Annotated in this window: 17 protein-coding genes; 13 read left to right on the forward strand and 4 right to left on the reverse strand. The window is 70.3% G+C overall.

Annotation, left to right across the window (positions count from 1 at the left end; genetic code table 11):
* On the forward strand, positions 1-1296 hold a 1296-nt coding region (locus AB0B89_RS00005), incomplete at its 5' end, for a bifunctional UDP-sugar hydrolase/5'-nucleotidase (protein WP_358545737.1).
* An 84-nt stretch (positions 1297-1380) separates the two neighbouring features.
* Here the strand turns inward: AB0B89_RS00005 and AB0B89_RS00010 are convergent.
* The gene (locus AB0B89_RS00010; RefSeq protein ID WP_358545740.1) at positions 1381-2100 is read right to left on the reverse strand and encodes a response regulator transcription factor; all 720 of its coding nucleotides are present in this window, start codon (positions 2098-2100) and stop codon (positions 1381-1383) included.
* Positions 2101-2393: 293 nt separating this feature from the next.
* Here AB0B89_RS00010 and AB0B89_RS00015 point away from each other — a divergent pair, with 293 nt between their 5' ends.
* The 10 genes from AB0B89_RS00015 to AB0B89_RS00060 all read left to right on the forward strand — a co-directional run bounded on the left by AB0B89_RS00015 (position 2394) and on the right by AB0B89_RS00060 (position 8654).
* Positions 2394-2651, forward strand: coding sequence for a MoaD/ThiS family protein (locus AB0B89_RS00015; RefSeq protein ID WP_358545743.1), 258 nt, complete (start codon positions 2394-2396; stop codon positions 2649-2651).
* 108 nt (positions 2652-2759) lie between these two features.
* Positions 2760-3437, forward strand: a complete 678-nt coding sequence (locus AB0B89_RS00020) for a DUF2993 domain-containing protein (RefSeq protein ID WP_358545746.1) — start codon at positions 2760-2762, stop codon at positions 3435-3437.
* Positions 3438-3468: 31 nt separating this feature from the next.
* Positions 3469-3981, forward strand: a complete 513-nt coding sequence (locus AB0B89_RS00025) for a sigma-70 family RNA polymerase sigma factor (protein WP_358545749.1) — start codon at positions 3469-3471, stop codon at positions 3979-3981.
* Complete coding sequence (locus AB0B89_RS00030; protein WP_358545751.1) at positions 3978-4769, forward strand: zf-HC2 domain-containing protein; 792 nt, start codon at positions 3978-3980, stop codon at positions 4767-4769. Before AB0B89_RS00025 ends, AB0B89_RS00030 begins: the two co-directional genes overlap by 4 nt.
* Before the next feature lie 105 nt (positions 4770-4874).
* Positions 4875-5246, forward strand: a complete 372-nt coding sequence (locus AB0B89_RS00035; protein WP_358546032.1) for a thioredoxin family protein — start codon at positions 4875-4877, stop codon at positions 5244-5246.
* A gap of 32 nt (positions 5247-5278) precedes the next feature.
* Positions 5279-5362, forward strand: coding sequence for a putative leader peptide (locus AB0B89_RS00040; RefSeq protein WP_358546035.1), 84 nt, complete (start codon positions 5279-5281; stop codon positions 5360-5362).
* A 90-nt stretch (positions 5363-5452) separates the two neighbouring features.
* Positions 5453-5863 (forward strand): DUF4395 domain-containing protein, encoded by a 411-nt coding sequence (locus AB0B89_RS00045; RefSeq protein ID WP_358545754.1) that lies wholly within the window; start codon positions 5453-5455, stop codon positions 5861-5863.
* 14 nt (positions 5864-5877) lie between these two features.
* Entirely contained in the window at positions 5878-6717 is an 840-nt protein-coding gene (locus AB0B89_RS00050) for a sulfurtransferase (protein ID WP_358545756.1), read from the forward strand.
* Positions 6717-7016: a DUF1416 domain-containing protein gene (locus tag AB0B89_RS00055; RefSeq protein ID WP_358545758.1), complete on the forward strand. Its 300-nt coding sequence runs from the start codon at positions 6717-6719 to the stop codon at positions 7014-7016. The genes AB0B89_RS00050 and AB0B89_RS00055 overlap by 1 nt, the downstream gene beginning before the upstream one ends.
* 258 nt (positions 7017-7274) lie before the next feature.
* On the forward strand, positions 7275-8654 hold the full coding sequence (locus AB0B89_RS00060; protein ID WP_358545760.1) for a hypothetical protein: 1380 nt from the start codon (positions 7275-7277) through the stop codon (positions 8652-8654).
* Here AB0B89_RS00060 and AB0B89_RS00065 read toward each other — a convergent pair.
* From AB0B89_RS00065 to AB0B89_RS00075, 3 genes are read right to left on the reverse strand one after another with little or no spacing between them, the layout of a single operon-like run.
* Positions 8539-9357, reverse strand: a complete 819-nt coding sequence (locus tag AB0B89_RS00065) for a hypothetical protein (protein WP_358545763.1) — start codon at positions 9355-9357, stop codon at positions 8539-8541. The genes AB0B89_RS00060 and AB0B89_RS00065 overlap by 116 nt on opposite strands.
* Complete coding sequence (locus tag AB0B89_RS00070) at positions 9357-10010, reverse strand: hypothetical protein (RefSeq protein WP_358545766.1); 654 nt, start codon at positions 10008-10010, stop codon at positions 9357-9359. Before AB0B89_RS00070 ends, AB0B89_RS00065 begins: the two co-directional genes overlap by 1 nt.
* Positions 10010-10690, reverse strand: a complete 681-nt coding sequence (locus AB0B89_RS00075; protein WP_358545768.1) for a hypothetical protein — start codon at positions 10688-10690, stop codon at positions 10010-10012. Before AB0B89_RS00075 ends, AB0B89_RS00070 begins: the two co-directional genes overlap by 1 nt.
* Positions 10691-10974: 284 nt before the next feature.
* Between AB0B89_RS00075 and AB0B89_RS00080 the strand changes: the two genes are divergently transcribed.
* On the forward strand, positions 10975-12918 hold the full coding sequence (locus AB0B89_RS00080) for a hypothetical protein (protein ID WP_358545770.1): 1944 nt from the start codon (positions 10975-10977) through the stop codon (positions 12916-12918).
* 62 nt (positions 12919-12980) lie between these two features.
* A complete protein-coding gene (locus AB0B89_RS00085; protein WP_358545773.1) occupies positions 12981-16064 on the forward strand; it encodes an ATP-binding protein in 3084 nt (1027 codons plus the stop codon).
* Positions 16065-16071: the final 7 nt, after the last annotated feature.

Below are 16071 nucleotides of genomic sequence, written 5' to 3' on the forward strand. Positions count from 1 at the left end.
ACCGAGCTCAAGCGCATCCAGAACGGCGGCTGCCACCCCGTCGACGGCTGTTCCCCGGCCGGGAAGTGGAAGGGCGCCAAGTACGAGTACCTCGCGGCCAACGTTCTCAAGGAGAACAGCGACCGGTACGCGCTCCCGCCCGTGGCCATCAAGAAGGTCAACGGCGTCAAGGTCGGCTTCATCGGCCTGGTCACGCAGACCACCCCCACGATCGTGACCGCCTCCGGCATCGCCGGTCTGAAGTTCGACGAGGAGGTCGCCGCGGGCAACCGGGCGGCCAGGCTCCTGCGGCTCGCGGGCGTCAAGGCGATCGTGGCCCTGGTCCACGAGGGCGACCAGATCACCCCGAACCAGAGCCCGGACGCCTGCCCGGTCACCCCGGGCGCGGGCACCCGCATCGCCCAGGGCCTCAGCTCGGACGTCGACCTGGTCGTCATGGGCCACTCGCACCAGGCCTACATCTGCAAGACCAAGGACCCCTCCGGCCAGGACCGCTTCTACACCCAGGGCTCGTCGTTCGGCCGCGTGCTGACCTCGATCGACTTCCAGGTGGTCAAGAAGACGGGCGAGGTCGTCCGCTCCTCGGTCGTCGCCGACAACCACGTGGTCACCCGCGACGTCACGCCGGACCCGGACATCACGACGTTCGTCCAGACCTGGAAGGACCGGGTCTCGACGGTGGCCAACAAGCCGCTCGGCAAGATCACGGCTGACATCGGACGGGCGGCCGGGCCGTCCGGCGAGACCGCGCTCGGCGACCTGATCGCCGACGCCCAGCTGGAGAGCACGAAGACGGGCGGCAACGCCGAGATCGCGCTGATGAACCCCGGCGGTGTCCGCACCGACCTCACCTACGCCCAGAGCGGCTCTGAGGGCGACGGCGTCGTGACGTACGGCGAGGCCTTCACCGTGCAGCCGTTCAACAACCTCATGCAGGTCGTGACGCTGACCGGCGCCCAGCTCGACGCCCTGCTGGAGCAGCAGTGGCAGAGCGGCGGCTCGATCGTGCGCATCCTGCAGCCGTCGGCCTCGCTGACCTACACGATGGACCGGACGCAGCCGATCGGCTCGCGGATCTCCGCCATCAAGATCAACGGGACTCCGGTCACGGACGCCCAGCAGATCAGGGTCGCCGCCAACAACTTCCTCGTCGGTGGCGGAGACGGCTTCAGCGTCTTCAAGGACGGCACCAACCTGTGGAGCGGGCCGCTGGACATCGACGCGTTCGTCGCCTACCTGGGCGCGCACTCGCCGATCGCCCCGCCGGCCGTCAACCGCATCACGGTCGCCGGCTAGGCGACATCACCTGAAGGCAACCTGAAAGACAAGGGGTTCGCTCCTCCGCGCTGGTCGGGGGAGCGAGCCCCTTCTCGTAGGGGCTCAGTGGTGGGCGGGGGCCGGCTCGCGGTCCTCGATCTGCTCGCCGCCGCGGTCGGGCACGAAGCGGTACCCCACGTTGCGGACGGTGCCGATCAGGGACTCGTACTCGGCGCCCAGCTTGGCGCGCAGCCGGCGCACGTGCACGTCGACGGTGCGGGTGCCGCCGAAGTAGTCGTATCCCCAGACCTCCTGCAGCAGCTGCGCGCGGGTGAAGACCCGGCCCGGGTGCTGCGCGAGGTACTTGAGAAGCTCGAACTCCTTGAAGGTCAGGTCAAGGGCGCGAGTGCGGAGCCGCGCGGTGTAGGTGGCCTCGTCGATCGAGAGATCGCCGCTGCGGATCTCGTCCGGCACCTCCTCGGTGGCGGCGATCGAGAGCCTGCCGACGGCGAGCCTGAGCCGGGCCTCGACCTCCGCAGGACCCGCCGTGTCGAGGAGAACGTCGTCGGCTCCCCACTCGGCGGTCATCGCGGCCAGGCCGCCTTCGGTGACGATCACCATCAGCGGGCAGTCGACGCCGGTGGTGCGAAGAAGGCGGCAGAGGCTCTTGGCGTGCACGAGCTCCCTTCGCGCGTCCACCAGCACGGCGTCGGCCGGTGGTGCGTCGATGAGCGCGGACGCCTCCGCGGGAGCGACCCGAACCGAGTGGAGCAGCAGCCCGAGTGCGGGCAGCACCTCCGCTGAGGGCTCCAGAGCATTGGTGAGCAGGAGCAGGTTACTCACAGCACCTCCTAATCCAGAGGCTGACCGGGGGGTGAGGCGACACAGCTTCGCTCACGCACCGCATCCGCCTCCTCCCCGCGTTGTGACGGCGCCAGCCGTACAAACACGTAAAGGACCCGGGGGCTACATCGCCCAGGTCCCGTCAGTACGTGAGGATAGCCCACAGGAAAGGCGCGTCCATAGTGCGTCATTCAGGTGAACGGTCCATCACGCGGGAAATAACCGTAACCATTCCCTCGCCGTGCGTGACTGACACTTGTGCGGTACTCATGAGTAGACGACGGAGGTGGCTGATGACAAGGGGTACGGTGCGCTACTGGGCGGCGGCCAAGGAGGCGGCGGGAGTCGCCGAGGAGCCGTTCGAGGCGGTTACTCTTGGTGATCTCGTGGCAGAAATCACACTAAAGTATGAGAATTCGGACCTGGCGCGCGTTCTCGGACGTTCTTCCTTTCTCGTGAACGGGAACCCGGCGGGCATGCGCGACCCCCACACGGTCGAGATCCCGCAGGGCGCCACCGTGGAGGTGCTCCCGCCCTTCGCCGGAGGCTGAGCGGGCTCTCGCTGAATGCCTGCTTGACACGCGTTTCGGTGGTATCGCCCGGGGGAGTAGGGCGGCGCGGATACTGTCATCACAGGCTGTACCCCCCGAAGGAGTCGGATGCGCAAGCTGATCGTGTTCCTCATCCTGCTCGGTGTCCTCCTGGTCGTCGTCGACCGCGTGGCCGTGGCCGGCGTGCAGAGCGAGGTCTCGCGCCAGGTGGCGGCGCAGTACGACCTGGACACTCCGCCCAAGGTCGAGGTGCGCGGCATCCCCTTCCTCACCCAGGCGATCTCCGGCCGCTACGAGGAGATCAGCGTCGCGATGGGGCCGATGACGACGCCCGACGGCGCGAAGATCTCGCGTATCGACGCGGTCCTGCACGGGGTGAACGCCCCGCTCATGGACCTGATCCAGAACGCCGCCACGGCCGACATCCGCGCCGAGAGGGTCACGGGCACGGTGGTGATCTCGCGGCAGACCCTGGACGCCCGCGCGCCGCGCGGGCTCAAGGTGCAGGGCAACGGCGACGACACCCTGAACGTCACGGGCAAGCTCACGGTGGCCGGCATCACCATCCCCGTCACGGCGAAGATGAAGATCGAGGTCGTCAAGGGCGGCGTGCGGCTGACCCCCGAGAACGTCAACGGCATCCAGGTGCCGAACGCCAGCCGGGCCCTCAGCTTCACCGTGCCCATCAAGGACCTGCCGCTCAACCTCAAGATCGAAAAGGTGCGCACCACCCCCGAGGGGCTGGCGGTCGACGGCACCGCGACGGACGTGCCGCTGCGTGGCTGAACCGGATCCCGCCGCCGTACGTCATGAGAATGTGAGCCCCGCCGGAACCGCCGACGAGCAGCTGATACGCACTCTCTTCGACGAGCACGCGGGGTCACTCTACGGTTACGTGTTGCGACTGACGGGCGATCCGGGCAAGGCGGAGGACGTGGTACAGGAGACGCTGTTGCGGGCGTGGAAGCACCCCGAGGTGCTGGCCGACCGCCCGGTACGGGCGTGGCTGTTCACCGTCGCCCGCAACCTGGTCGTCGACCACCACCGTGCCCGCAGATCCCGGCCACAGGAGACCACGGACGAGGCCCTCGCCGTGATCCCCGCCGACGACGAGCTGGACCGGGCGGTGGAGTCCTGGGGCGTCGCCGACGCCATCGCGGACCTGCGGCCGGAGCATCGCGCGGTCCTGATGGAGACCTACTACCGCGGCCGGTCGGTCAAGGAGGCCGCCGAGGCGCTCGGCATCCCGGCCGGCACGGTCAAGTCGCGCACGTACTACGCGCTTCGCGCGCTGAAGCTTGCGCTGGAGGAGCGGGGGCTCGCGCCATGAGCGCCTGTGAGGACGTACGGATGTCGCTCGGCGTGTACATGCTGGGCGCGCTGGAGGCCGACGAGGCGGTCCAGGTCGAGGCGCATCTCGCGACCTGTCCCGAATGCCGTGCCGAGCTGGAGGAGCTGAGCGGGCTCACCGCGCTGCTCGGCCGGGTCTCGGAGGAGGACATCGAGCAGGCGGCCAGCCCGCCGCACGCCGTCCTCGACCGCCTGATCTCGGCGTCGGCCAGGCGGCACCGGTTGAACAGGGTGGTGTTCGGCCTCGCGGCGTCCCTGGTCGCCGTCGTGCTCGGCGGTTCGGCCTGGCTGGCGGTGGGGCGTTCCCCCGGCACGGACACGTCGATGGCGGGCGCTCCTGCCGCGAGCAGCGCCCAGGGTAGCGCCGACCAGAGTGCGGAGGGCCTGGCCCGGCGCAGTGAGCCCTTCGCGGCGACCCCGGGGCCGTCGGCCATGCTCAAGGACCAGCCGCTGCCGTCGAGGTCCCCCGTCTCCGCGTCCAACAGCAACGGCCCCATACGGGCCGAGCTGGCCCTGACCCCGGGCGACGAGGGCACGGCCGTCGAGATCGTCCTGTCCGGCGTCCCGACCGGTACGTCCTGCCGGGTGACCGCCGTCGGGATCGATGGCACCCAGTCTCCCGTGGGCAGCTGGACGGTCGACGCCGCCGACTACCGTCGCGGGCCGTCCACGTTCACCGGGAGCACCGAGCTGACGATGGACCGGATCCGGGGGTTCGACATCCGCGCCTCCACGGGCAGGCGCCTCGTTTGGGTCAAGGCGCCGTAGGCGGCACCGGGAATGGCGGCCAGGTGACCGATGTTGTCGCTGGCGATGACAGGCCTGGTGGTGCTCTGCGTGACGCTGGCCGCCGGTCTCGTGGCCGGGCTGGCTATGAGGCGGCGGAGCGGTGCCGTGCGTGCCGTGAGGAGCGAGATGGATTTCGTGGCCGCCGACGACCTCGGCGAGGAGCTGGGCGAGCGCGCCACGCTGGTGCAGTTCTCCACGGCCTTCTGCCAGCCCTGCCGGGCGACCCGGCGCATCCTGTCGGAGGTCACAGGCATGGTGCCGGGCGTGCGGCACGTGGAGATCGACGCGGAGTCCCGGCTCGACCTTGTGCGGCGCTTCGACGTGATGCGCACGCCGACGGTCCTGGTCCTCGACGGCGCCGGCCGGGTGATCAAAAGAGCCTCCGGCCAGCCCCGCAAGGTGGATGTGATCGCGGCCCTGGGGATCGTGACATCTCATGAATCGGACGGGACGTGACAGATGGCAAGACGGCGGGTACTGTCGTGGACATGACACCCTCGACGGAGCTGCTGACGAAGCGGCGCGCGGTTGACTTCTGCCGCGTGGCCACCGCGCTCTGTCGTATGGCCTGAGGGCGATCTCGCGGGTCTCACCCACCGCACCGCTCTGAATAGTGCCCGATCCACGCGTTTCCGGCACGATCCCTTCAGGAGCTCTCCGCCATGCAGGTCGATCCACGAAGCACGCGGTTTTCCGCGTTCATCACGACACTCATCCTGGCGCTGGTTCTGCTCACGGGCAACGCCTGGCTGCTCCTCGCTCAGGGCATCGTCTTCGCCCTGGGGGTCGCCGGAGTCGCGCCGTACGGGTTGGTGTTCAGACGGTTGGTGCGGCCGAGACTCGGTCCGCCGGCGGAGATGGAGGACGCAGCCCCGCCCCGCTTCGCGCAGGGTGTGGGCCTGGTCTTCGCCCTCGTCGGCGTGATCGGGTTCACCGCGCGGATCGCACCACTCGCGCTCGGCGCGACAGCCGCGGCCCTGCTGGCCGCGTTCCTGAACGCTGCCTTCGGCTTCTGCCTCGGCTGCGAAATGTACTTGATCGTCCGCCGTCTTATGCCCGCCGTAACCCGATAACCGGAGGTTCCCTAATGAGCCGCTCCGCCGTACTGGTGGACGCCGACTGGGTCGAGGCCAACCTCGACTCTCCTGGTGTCGTACTCGTCGAAGTCGACGAGGACGCCAGCGCCTATGACAAGGGCCACATCCGTGGCGCCGTGAAGATCGACTGGAAGAAGGATCTGCAGGACCCGGTCCGCCGCGACTTCGTGGACCGTGAGGGCTTCCAGGCCCTTCTGTCGGCTCGGGGCATCGGCAACGAAGACACCGTGGTTCTCTACGGTGGCAACAACAACTGGTTCGCCGCCTACGCGTACTGGTACTTCAAGCTCTACGGTCACGAGAACGTCCGTCTCCTCGACGGCGGCCGCAAGAAGTGGGAGCTCGACTCGCGCGAGCTGGTCACCGACGTGCCGGCGCGTCCCGAGACGCAGTACGCCGCCAAGGACCAGGACCTCTCGCTCCGTGCCTTCCGCGACGACGTGGTCGCCGCGATCGGCAAGCTCAACCTCGTGGACGTCCGCTCGCCTGACGAGTTCTCCGGCAAGCTCCTTGCCCCGGCCCACCTGCCGCAGGAAGCGGCGCAGCGGGGTGGCCACATCCCGACCGCCCGCAACGTCCCGTGGTCCAAGGCCGCGAACGACGACGGCACCTTCCGGTCCGACGAGGAGCTCCGCACCCTCTACGCCGGCGAGGGCGTCGACTTCGACAAGGACACGATCGCCTACTGCCGCATCGGCGAGCGTTCCGCCCACACCTGGTTCGTGCTGCACGAGATCCTCGGCCAGGCGAACGTGAAGAACTACGACGGATCGTGGACCGAATACGGCTCGCTCGTGGGCGTGCCGATCGAGTTGGGGGAGGCCCGCTGATGACCGTTCAGGGTTGCGCAGCACCGGAGCAGACCATAGCGCTTCCGGCCGGGATCGATCTGTCGACCCAGGCCGTCATCCAGGGTGTCGTCACCGGCGCCGGCACGGCGTACGCCCGCCTCCTCGACCACTCCGGCGAGTTCACCGGCGAGGTGGTGGTGTCCGACGAGGGCATCTTCCGCTTCTTCGCCGCGCCCGGTTCCTGGACCGTCCGCATCATCGCGGGCGGTGGCGTCACCAAGGACGTCACCGTGGAGGCCCGCCTCGGCGAGGTCTCCCAGCTCCAGGTCGCCGTCTGACGATCGCCTGGTGGCCTCGCCGTCCGGCAGGGCCATGAGGCGCGCATCTCGACGAAAGGGCCGGCGTTCCCGTCACGGGCGCGCCGGCCCTTTCGCGTGTCCCGTGACGGGAACGCCGGCCCTCGCGTGGCGGTGACGGCAACGCGGGCCCTTTCGCGCGTCCGGCCTTTTCCCGGGCTTGTTCAGGGATTCCCCAAATGGGATCTCTTCCCCTGATGCTGCTGCGACGCGTGGTGAGCCGTCGATAGGATGCACCGGATGTCCGAATCCACCCGCACTCCCGCCGTCTGGTCGCTGCCGTGGCACACCCTGAGCCTGGCCGGGCGATGCCTGCTGCCGCTCGTGATGTGGTACTCGGCGGGGCAGTTGCTGCGGTTCGGCCTGCTCGCCGCCGGTACCGACCTCTCGCACGGCTCCATGCGCGACCTGCGGCTCGTCGTGACGATGCTGCTCTTCATCGTCATGGTCCTGGCGAACCTGATCGTCAGCGTGGGGATGTTCTTCACGCTGCGCGGGGCGCTGTCGGAGATGCGCGCCAGGCGGGGGGACGGCGAGGAGGACGAGGGCTTCGTCGGCAGCCTCAGCAGGGTCATCGTGCCCTTCACCGCGCTCTACCTGAGCTGGGGCTGGCATGTGGACGACGTGCGGGCCTTCATCACCACCGACTTCAAGCGGCAGAGCGGTGAGAAGGGCTACCTCGGCGCCTTCTACGACATCTCCACCGGGCAGACCCAGGACACGAGCCTCGGCCTCGTCGGGCTGAACTTCACCGTGACGCTGGCCATCATGATCGCGGCCTTCGTGGCTCGTTACTTCTTCACGATCTGGCGCGAGAAACGAGGGAGCCGTTCCGCGGCCCTCGCCGTCGCCTTCTGCGAGCTCTCCTTCTTCTACTACGGCGCGCAGGTCGTCGCCTCCCGTGGCGGCTGGGTCGGCGGCCGTGCCGCCGTGACCTGGTGGAACGACCTCATGGCCACCCTTTCGCTCAAAGTCCCCGGCTGGGAGGCGTTCTGGGGCGCGGTCGGGGTGATCAGGCCGTACGCCTGGGACGCGCTGGTGCTCCCCGCCGTCTGGCTGACCGTCGCGATCCTGATGTACGGCGCGTACGCGGAGGACGCCGCCACCGTGATCAAGGGCACGAAGCTGGAGCCCGCGGCCGCGCAGGCCGGAGAGGCGATCACCGCGCGGACCCACTCGCTCACCCGCCGGACCCTGACGCGGTTCTTCGGCCGCTGGACGCACTGGGTGGCGCTGGCGAACACCGTGCGCCTGGTCGTGCGGGGCGGCGCGCCGCTGTTCGGGGTGTTCGCCCTCTGCTTCGCGGCGATCAAGGTCGGCGAGGGGTACGCGGACCGCGGCCTGCAGTACCTGGCGGGCAACGACTACCCCGTGCTCTACTGGGACGTCGTCTTCGTGCCGATCAACTTCGTGGTGGACCTCGCGGTCACCATGCTCACCACCTGCCTGCTGGCGGCGACCTTCGACGTCGCCGCCTCCGCCGAACGGCGGCGCGCCGCGGCGGTCAGCGACCGAACCGCAGAGCAGGCCCCGACTCCTGCTCTCCCGCGTGGAGACTCGGCCAGAGCATCAGCTCGACCTGGTCGACCAGTTCCTTCGGGACCGCGCTCAGCAGGGTGAAGCGTCCCGGCACGCCGGGCGAGAGCTCGTCGGGGGTCTTCCACGGCTCGGCCGTCCAGGTGCGGCCCGCCTTGTCGGCCATATAGAAGCCGGGCAGGCTGTAGGAGTACCTCGTGCCTTCGGAGTTCAGCGCGGTGGCCTGCACGTCGATCTGGATGATGGTGCGGTCGGGCAGGTCCGTCCGCTGGTCCGGTATGACGGCGATGCCGAGGAGCCGCCACTTCGCGTCCGCCAGCGGCGCCTCCTGGCCGGGCGACACCCGCTGGACCCGTGCGGGAGTGACGCTCTTCTCGAACCGGTTCAGCGCGTCGTACCCCCCGATCGCGAGGAACGCGGCGGTCAGCCCGAGGGCCCCGGCGAGCTGCAAGCCGATCTTGGCCGCCTTCGGCATCGGGCGGCGGCGCCGCCGCGAGGGCTGCGCGGGCGGGCGTGCCTGCACGGGGGGCGCGACGGGCCCGGCGTAAGGCGCCTTGGCGGGGGCCGGAATGCCTGCGGGGGACGGCGGCGGCCACGGCTGGCGGCGGGGGGCCGGCCCGTCGTCGATCACGGGGATCGGCACCGTGGAGCTGCCTCTGGACTCCGGCTCAGGAGGAGGCCAGACCCTGGCGTCGGGGCGGGGCAGGCGCTTGGAGGGGGTGAACCAGGACGGCTCGGCGGCGGGAGGGCGCCAGACGCCGGTGTCGTCGGGATTCTCGTCGCGCATCAGCCGCTCACCTCGTAGACGTCCTTCGCGGCATCGACCATCTGGCGGGCCTTCGCCTGGTCGAGACCGGGATCGAGGGCGATTTCGGGCATGTAGGCGTCGCCGAACAGCGTCCTGGGCTCCGCGACGACGACCTGGGCCCCCGCGACCTTGTCCGCGGGGAGGTCGAAGAAGTAGAAGCCGGAGCGCCACCAGGCAGGCTGGATCCACTTGTCCCCGAGCGTCGCGCCGGAGTCCACCCGGTCGGTGGGCTCGAAGCGCAGGCCGTCGGCGGTGATGACGTGCGCGGTGATCTTGATGGGCCGGCGGGGTGAGGTGAGCCCCACCTTGGCGATCAGGAAGACCTGGTCGGCCGTGGAATCCTCGGTCGCGTACTGCTTCTTGACCCGTACGGACTTGGCGAACTCCACGCGTTCGAGGCGGGCGGAGAAGTGCGCGGTGCGCAGTTCCTGGTGCATGCCGCCTGACACGGTCAGGGGCTCCCTCCGCTGGTCGACCGTCAGCACGTGCGTCTGGACGTAGACCGCGGCGCACATCAGCGCGACCCCGATGATCGCGCCCACCGTCCTGCGCCACAGCGGAACGCGGCGGCGTGGCGGACCGGGACGCGCGGGCGCCTGCGCGCCGGGCACGAGGCCGGGGGAGGCGGCCATCACACCTCCTCCACGCGGACGGGCAGGTCGACCTGGGCGACGACCACGGGCGCGTAACCGGAGGTGCCGCCCCTCTCGCGGTCCTCCGCCGTCAGCGGCTCCTCGGTCTCCACCCGCAGCCAGTCGTGGGTCCGATAGATGAAGCTCTCGTGCCACTCGTAGGCGCCGGCATCGATCTCGACCGTTTTGGGGGGCTCCTGGTCGGCCGGCAGCTCGTATGCCATGACCACGGTCGCGGGCACGCCGGGATGAAGCTGGCCGTACGTGCGGCCTCCGGAGATCGTCACGACACGGGGGCCGATCGTCGTGGCCGACGGGCCGGACTCCTTGATGAGTTTCCCGTCGGCCCTGACCGCGACCAGCGCCGAGTTCATCATCTCGGCGATGAACGTCTCTTCGGAGGTGTTGGTCACCCTCATGATGATCTGCAGGTAGCGCTTGCCGGAGACGCCGAGGCCGTCCTCGCCTCCGGGGCGGACGACGGCGTCCTCGAAGAGCGTGGTCATCCGGCCCTGGTCGACCTTCGCGCCCTTACCGAGCAGCTCGGGCTTCTCCTTCGGGGCGTCTTCGAGGCCCCCGAAGGCCGCGCTCACTCCCACGGTCACGGCCACCAGAGCGGCCAGGACCGGTAGGAGGACCGGTCGCCGCCGTGAACCGCCGCTCGTAGGGGTGGACGTCATGCCACAGGATGGTAGTCGTTGCTTGTTCCCCTTCCGCCTCGTTCGTCCCACGAATGGGCGCTACAAGTCCGCAACTATGCAGAAACCCGGCAAAAGGGTCGAGGAACGGTGTTCCCGGGAGTGGTGAAACCTGACCGCCGGTTCCCAGGAATCTGGTCCGAATGGCGAGAACCCTGCCCCAATAAGGGGTGTAACTCATACGCTGTCACAGTCGGAGAGCTAGTTCACGGGCATGGGGCCGGCAAGCTCCCCAGCGAGCGCGACCATTGGCAGGTGGAGGTCCGGTGGCGGACGTGCACCCAGAGCATGCGCAGCTGCAGGCTGACCGGATCTATCTGGGTTGGCAGTACGCGATGCTGTTTCCCGATCCGGGCCCCCCGCCGAGGCGCCCCTCGCCCGGGGAGATCGCGGAGGAGCCCGCCCCGGTCGACCCGGCCTGGGTCCGCAGGGAGCGCCTTCAGGAGGACCTGCTCAACCGCCCCGTGAAGATCGTCGGAATCTTCATGGGCATCCTCGCGATCCTCCTCCTCGCCCTCGGTGTCAGCGAGATCATCGGCTGGCCGTTCGTCGTCATCGGGCTGGTGGCCACCGGAGGCGTGGCCACCATCTGCGGGTACGCCGTCCACCAGGGCGAGCGGGCGCTCCGTTCCCGCATCAGGGAGCAGGAGTCGCGGGCCGACCAGCGCCGCGAGCGGCGCGAGCGCGAGCTGTTCGACGCCCAGGAGGAGCACGCCGGGCGCTACCGCGAGTGGGCCGCCAAGAAGGAGCAGTACGACAGGCAGCTCACCTGGTACGCCGTGGCCGTGCCCGACGAGATCGACCGCATCGACGTGGCCGGCGGCACCCTGCCCGGCTGGTCCGCCCTGATCACCCTGCTCGGCGCGACCCGGCTCTACAGCGGCGGCCACCTCACCGTCCTCGACCTGTCCGAGGGCGCGATCGCCAAGGATCTCATCGAGCTGGCCAGGCGCGGCGGCGACGACCCCCTGGTGTGGGTGCTCCCGGTCGACCTGCCGAGGCTCGACCTCGGCGCGACGCTGCCGCCCGAGGCGTTCGCCGACGTGCTCGCCCACGTCGTCAGCGTCAGCGAGGAGCACCGCACCACCCGCGACCTGAGCTTCGACAACGCGATCCTCGAACGGGTGCTGGAGGTGCTCGGCGAGAACGCCACGATCAACCAGGTCACGGCCGCGCTCCGCGCCCTGGCCCAGGTGGGCGACCCGCGCGACGACCTGCGGTACGGCCTGCTCACCGCCACCCAGCTCGAACGCATCGGCACCCTGTTCGGCAGGGGCGTGACCGACCGGGTGGTGATCGAGCGTGCCTGGGCGCTCGAATCCCAGCTCCGCAAGCTGGAGACCCTCGGCTCGGAGGCGGTGAAGCTGCCGCCCGCGCGGCTGCGCGTGGTCTCCATGGACCGCCAGGCCGGGGTCTTCGGCAACCGGGTCCTCGGCACGTACGTCGCGACCGCGCTGACGCACATCCTGCGGCAGTCACCGGCCTCGGAGCGTCCCTGGTACCACACGATCATCGTCGCGGGGGCGGACAAGCTCAGGGGCGACGTGCTCGACAGGCTGATGGACGCCTGCGAGACCTCGCAGACAGGCCTGGTGCTGACCTACCGCTCCCTCACCCCCACCGTCAGGGAGCGCCTCGGCCGGGGGCACGCGGCCGTCGCGTTCATGCGCCTCGGCAACGCCGAGGACGCCAGGGTGGCCAGCGAGCACATGGGCACCGAGCACCGCCTGGAGCTGGCACAGCTCACCGAGACCATCAGCCCGGCCGTCGACGGCGTGAACGGCTCCTACACCTCCACGGTCGGCGACGGCGCCGGTCGCACCCGTCCCGGGGAAGAGGAGAAGGGCGAAGGCGACCTCAAGGAGGGCATCACCGAGTCCACCGAGTGGGGGCGCAGCGCCAGCAAGGCGATGGGGGAGGAGCGCGTGCTGCACCGCAGCAGGGAGTTCCTGGTGGAGCCGCACCAGCTCCAGCAACTTCCCACGACCTCGGTGATCGTCACCCACGCGACGGCAGAGGGCCGGCAGGTGCGGCTCGCCGACGCCAACCCGGCGATTCTCACCTTCCCCAAGACCACTTTGGGGGAGTTCGAGGAGGTCCGCCGGGTCATGCTGACCCCGCCGGAGCCCGAGCCCGTGCCGGAGGAGGACCTGTTCCCGCCCAATCTGGGCCCGCCGCCCGAGCGGCTCGACTGGAGGACACGGCATTGAACAGGTAATCCCCTGGCAAACGTCGATGGCATAAGGGATTTGAGCTTGATATGCAGGCAAGCGTGTCCTCCGCAGCGCCCAGCGCGCCGTTCCCGCTGAGTGGTCCGTGGTATCGCATCCAGGCGATCACGGCCCCTTCGCGTAGCTCGTCGGCCGAGTGGGATTTCGTCACCGTCCTGCCCGCCGTGCTGTCCGCCGCCCAGCGCAACCGGCCCTTCGTCATCGGTTGGCTCTCCCGCGGATCCGGTGCGCCGCTGGAGTTGATCACCAACGCCGGACCGCTCACGCCGCCGCGCCCGCCCAGGCGCGCGTCCAGCGCCACCGTCGAGGAGCCGCCGCAGGGGCCCCAGCCGCTGCTGTTCCCCGGCGGCGCGCGGGGCGTGGAGATCGGCGACGACTGGCTCGCCGACCTCGCCGACCTGGCCTGGACACCGTGCCCAGGCCGCCAGGCCCCGCCGCTCAACGGGCGCAGGGAGCCGAGCCCCGACGAGCTGCTGCGGCCGACACTTTTCGAGTCCACGCTGGTCACGCTGATGTCGCGCCCGTTCGCCTGGCTCGTCGTGGCCGAGCCCACCGACCTGCTGGACGCCGAGGTCGCCCACCTGCGCACGCAGCTCAACGTACTTCGGCAGTACGGCGACGCCTCCGAGCGCAGCCGGTTCGACGCCGAGCGGGCCGAGCGGCGGATGCAGGAGCTCGACGCCTTCCGCGAGGCGGGCCTGTGGAACGTCCGGGTGCTGGCCGGCGCGGCGGGCCCCGACGAACTGCGGCAGATCGCGCCCGTCCTCGTCGGCTCGGTCGAGATGAGCCACCACCCCTACCGGCTGCGCAGCGCGCTGTCGCTGCCCATCCTCGCCGGGTTCGGCCGGGCCACCGCCGTCGAGCCCGTGTACTGCTTCGCCGAGGCGCTGGGCGTGACCCTCCAGGACCCGGCCGACGGCGCGGCGGCGCCCTTCGCGGCCACCGCCGGGGCGCTGGCAGCGCTCGCCGGGCTGCCCCGCCGTGAGGTCCCCGGTGTGCGGGTGCTCGACGCGGGGTTCTTCGACGTGACCAGCGAGGCCGACGTCCGCAACACCGGGGAGCCCGTGCTCGACCTGGGCGCGATCATCGACGGGCAGGACCGCCCGGTCGGGTCGTTCCGGGTGCCGCTCGCGACGCTCAACCGGCACGCCTTCATCACCGGGGCGACCGGCTCGGGCAAGTCCCAGACCGTACGCCACCTGCTGGAGCAGCTCAGCGAGGCCGGCATCCCCTGGCTCGCGATCGAGCCCGCCAAGTCCGAGTACGCCGCGATGGCCGGGCGCATGGAGCACCTGGGGCCGTTGACGGTGATCAATCCCTCGGCGCCCGACAACGTCCCGTTCAGCGTCAACCCGCTCGCCCCCGAGCCGGGCTACCCGGTCCAGGCGCACATCGACATGGTCAGGGCGCTGTTCATGGCCGCCTTCGACGCCGAGGAGCCGTTCCCGCAGATCATGTCGCTGGCGCTGCAGCGCGTGTACGAGGCCAACGGCTGGGACGTCGTCACCGGCGGCGGCGTCCCGGGCGCCGCGGTGCAGCCGGCCGTGCCCACGCTGGAGCAGTTGCAGACCCACGCCCTTGAGGTCATCCAGGAGATCGGGTACGGCAGGGAGGTCCAGGCCGACGTCGAAGGCTTCATCAGCCTGCGGCTGAGGAGCCTCCGGGTCGGCTCGGCTGGGCGGTTCTTCGAGGGCGGCCACCCCGCCGACATCGGCGGGCTCTTACAGCGCAACGTCGTGTTCGCGATCGAGGACGTCGCGAACGACGAGGACAAGGCGTTCCTGATGGGCACGCTCATCATCCGCATCGTCGAGCACCTGCGGATGCGCGCCCGGCAGGAGAAGGCCCGCGGGCTTCAGCACGTCATCGTGATCGAGGAGGCCCACCGGCTGCTGCGCGACAGGGGCTCCCAGCGGGCCAGCACCCACGCGGTGGAGCTGCTGGCGGGGATGCTCGCCGAGATCCGCGCGTACGGCGAGGGCATCGTCGTGGCCGAGCAGATCCCGACCAAGCTCATCGCCGACGTGGTGAAGAACACCGCGCTGAAGGTCGTGCACCGGCTCCCGGCCGAGGACGACCGCAGGCTCGTCGGCGCGGCCATGAACCTCAGCGAGGAGCAGTCCCGCCAGGTCGTCTCCCTCCAGCCGGGCACCGCCGCCGTCTTCGCCGACGGCATGGACCGTCCGCTGCGCATCCAGGTGCCGCTCGGCGAGGACCGCGAGCACACCCTTCTCGGCCCGATCCCGCCCATACGCGGACGCCGGTCCGCCGCCTGCGGGCACGAGTGCACGACGGGCAAGGCCTGCACGCTGTTCGAGCTGCGCGAGGCCGACCTGCTCGCCGACGCGCCCGAGTGGGCGTGGCTGCGCATCTGGACCGACACCGTGGTGCTGGCCTTCTGCACCAACCGGTCGCTGCCGGGCGTCCCGCGCGTGCTGGCCGACATCTGGGGCGAGCTTCCCCCGAGGCGCCGCGAGTGCCTGCTCGCCACGCTGGTGGAGCGCGCGGTGGCCAGGCGGGCGTGGTCGCTGCGCACGTTCTACGACCCGAGCCTGCTCACGGTGAAGGCGGCGGAGGTGGCCGCGGCGCTGCTCGACCCGTCCGGTGAGGGCAAGCCGGCCCCCGGTGAGCGGCCGGGCGCCGCGTGGGTGATCCCGCAGGTCCGCTGGGTCCACGAGGTCGACCGGCTCTTCCCGTACGGCCACCAGGCGCCGAACCTCCGCAGTCCCGCCCCCGTGATGGAGTACGCCCTGTTCGGCACCGACCCGTCCGGCAGGCCGTACCCGCACATCGGGGTCAACGGGTCGGGGCCGGTGGAGAACGTGGCCCGCACCGAGCTGCTCGGGCACCGTGCCAAGGCCCTGCGCCACCACCCGCTGTCGATGGAGATGGACCGCAACCGGGCGCTCGCCTGGCGGGTCCTGCTCGGTGACGACGAGCACGAGGGCATCCAGGAGGACTTCACGACCGTCGCCATCGGCGTCGAGCCGCGTGACCGGGTCCGTCACATCGCCCAGACCATGGGGGCGGCGTGGCTGGAGACGGTGCTGGCCTGGCCGAGGAGGTTCGTGCTGCCGTTCGAGGGGGGCGCCGAGAACCAGGCGGAGCTGTCGTTCCTCGACTAGCGCGCCC

This window comes from Sphaerisporangium sp. NPDC049002 (assembly GCF_040649355.1).
Taxonomy (GTDB): Bacteria; Actinomycetota; Actinomycetes; order Streptosporangiales; family Streptosporangiaceae; genus Sphaerisporangium.

Bases quoted from the DNA above. Each gene is read 5' to 3' on its own strand.
- AB0B89_RS00075 (WP_358545768.1), bottom strand. From the start codon at position 10,690: ATGACGTCCACCCCTACGAGCGGCGGTTCACGGCGGCGACCGGTCCTC.
- AB0B89_RS00030 (WP_358545751.1), top strand. From the start codon at position 3,978: ATGAGCGCCTGTGAGGACGTACGGATGTCGCTCGGCGTGTACATGCTG.
- AB0B89_RS00040 (WP_358546035.1), top strand. From the start codon at position 5,279: ATGACACCCTCGACGGAGCTGCTGACGAAGCGGCGCGCGGTTGACTTC.
- AB0B89_RS00070 (WP_358545766.1), bottom strand. From the start codon at position 10,010: ATGGCCGCCTCCCCCGGCCTCGTGCCCGGCGCGCAGGCGCCCGCGCGT.
- AB0B89_RS00065 (WP_358545763.1), bottom strand. From the start codon at position 9,357: ATGCGCGACGAGAATCCCGACGACACCGGCGTCTGGCGCCCTCCCGCC.
- AB0B89_RS00050 (WP_358545756.1), top strand. From the start codon at position 5,878: ATGAGCCGCTCCGCCGTACTGGTGGACGCCGACTGGGTCGAGGCCAAC.
- AB0B89_RS00015 (WP_358545743.1), top strand. From the start codon at position 2,394: ATGACAAGGGGTACGGTGCGCTACTGGGCGGCGGCCAAGGAGGCGGCG.
- AB0B89_RS00055 (WP_358545758.1), top strand. From the start codon at position 6,717: ATGACCGTTCAGGGTTGCGCAGCACCGGAGCAGACCATAGCGCTTCCG.
- AB0B89_RS00020 (WP_358545746.1), top strand. From the start codon at position 2,760: ATGCGCAAGCTGATCGTGTTCCTCATCCTGCTCGGTGTCCTCCTGGTC.
- AB0B89_RS00035 (WP_358546032.1), top strand. From the start codon at position 4,875: ATGAGGCGGCGGAGCGGTGCCGTGCGTGCCGTGAGGAGCGAGATGGAT.
- AB0B89_RS00060 (WP_358545760.1), top strand. From the start codon at position 7,275: ATGTCCGAATCCACCCGCACTCCCGCCGTCTGGTCGCTGCCGTGGCAC.
- AB0B89_RS00045 (WP_358545754.1), top strand. From the start codon at position 5,453: ATGCAGGTCGATCCACGAAGCACGCGGTTTTCCGCGTTCATCACGACA.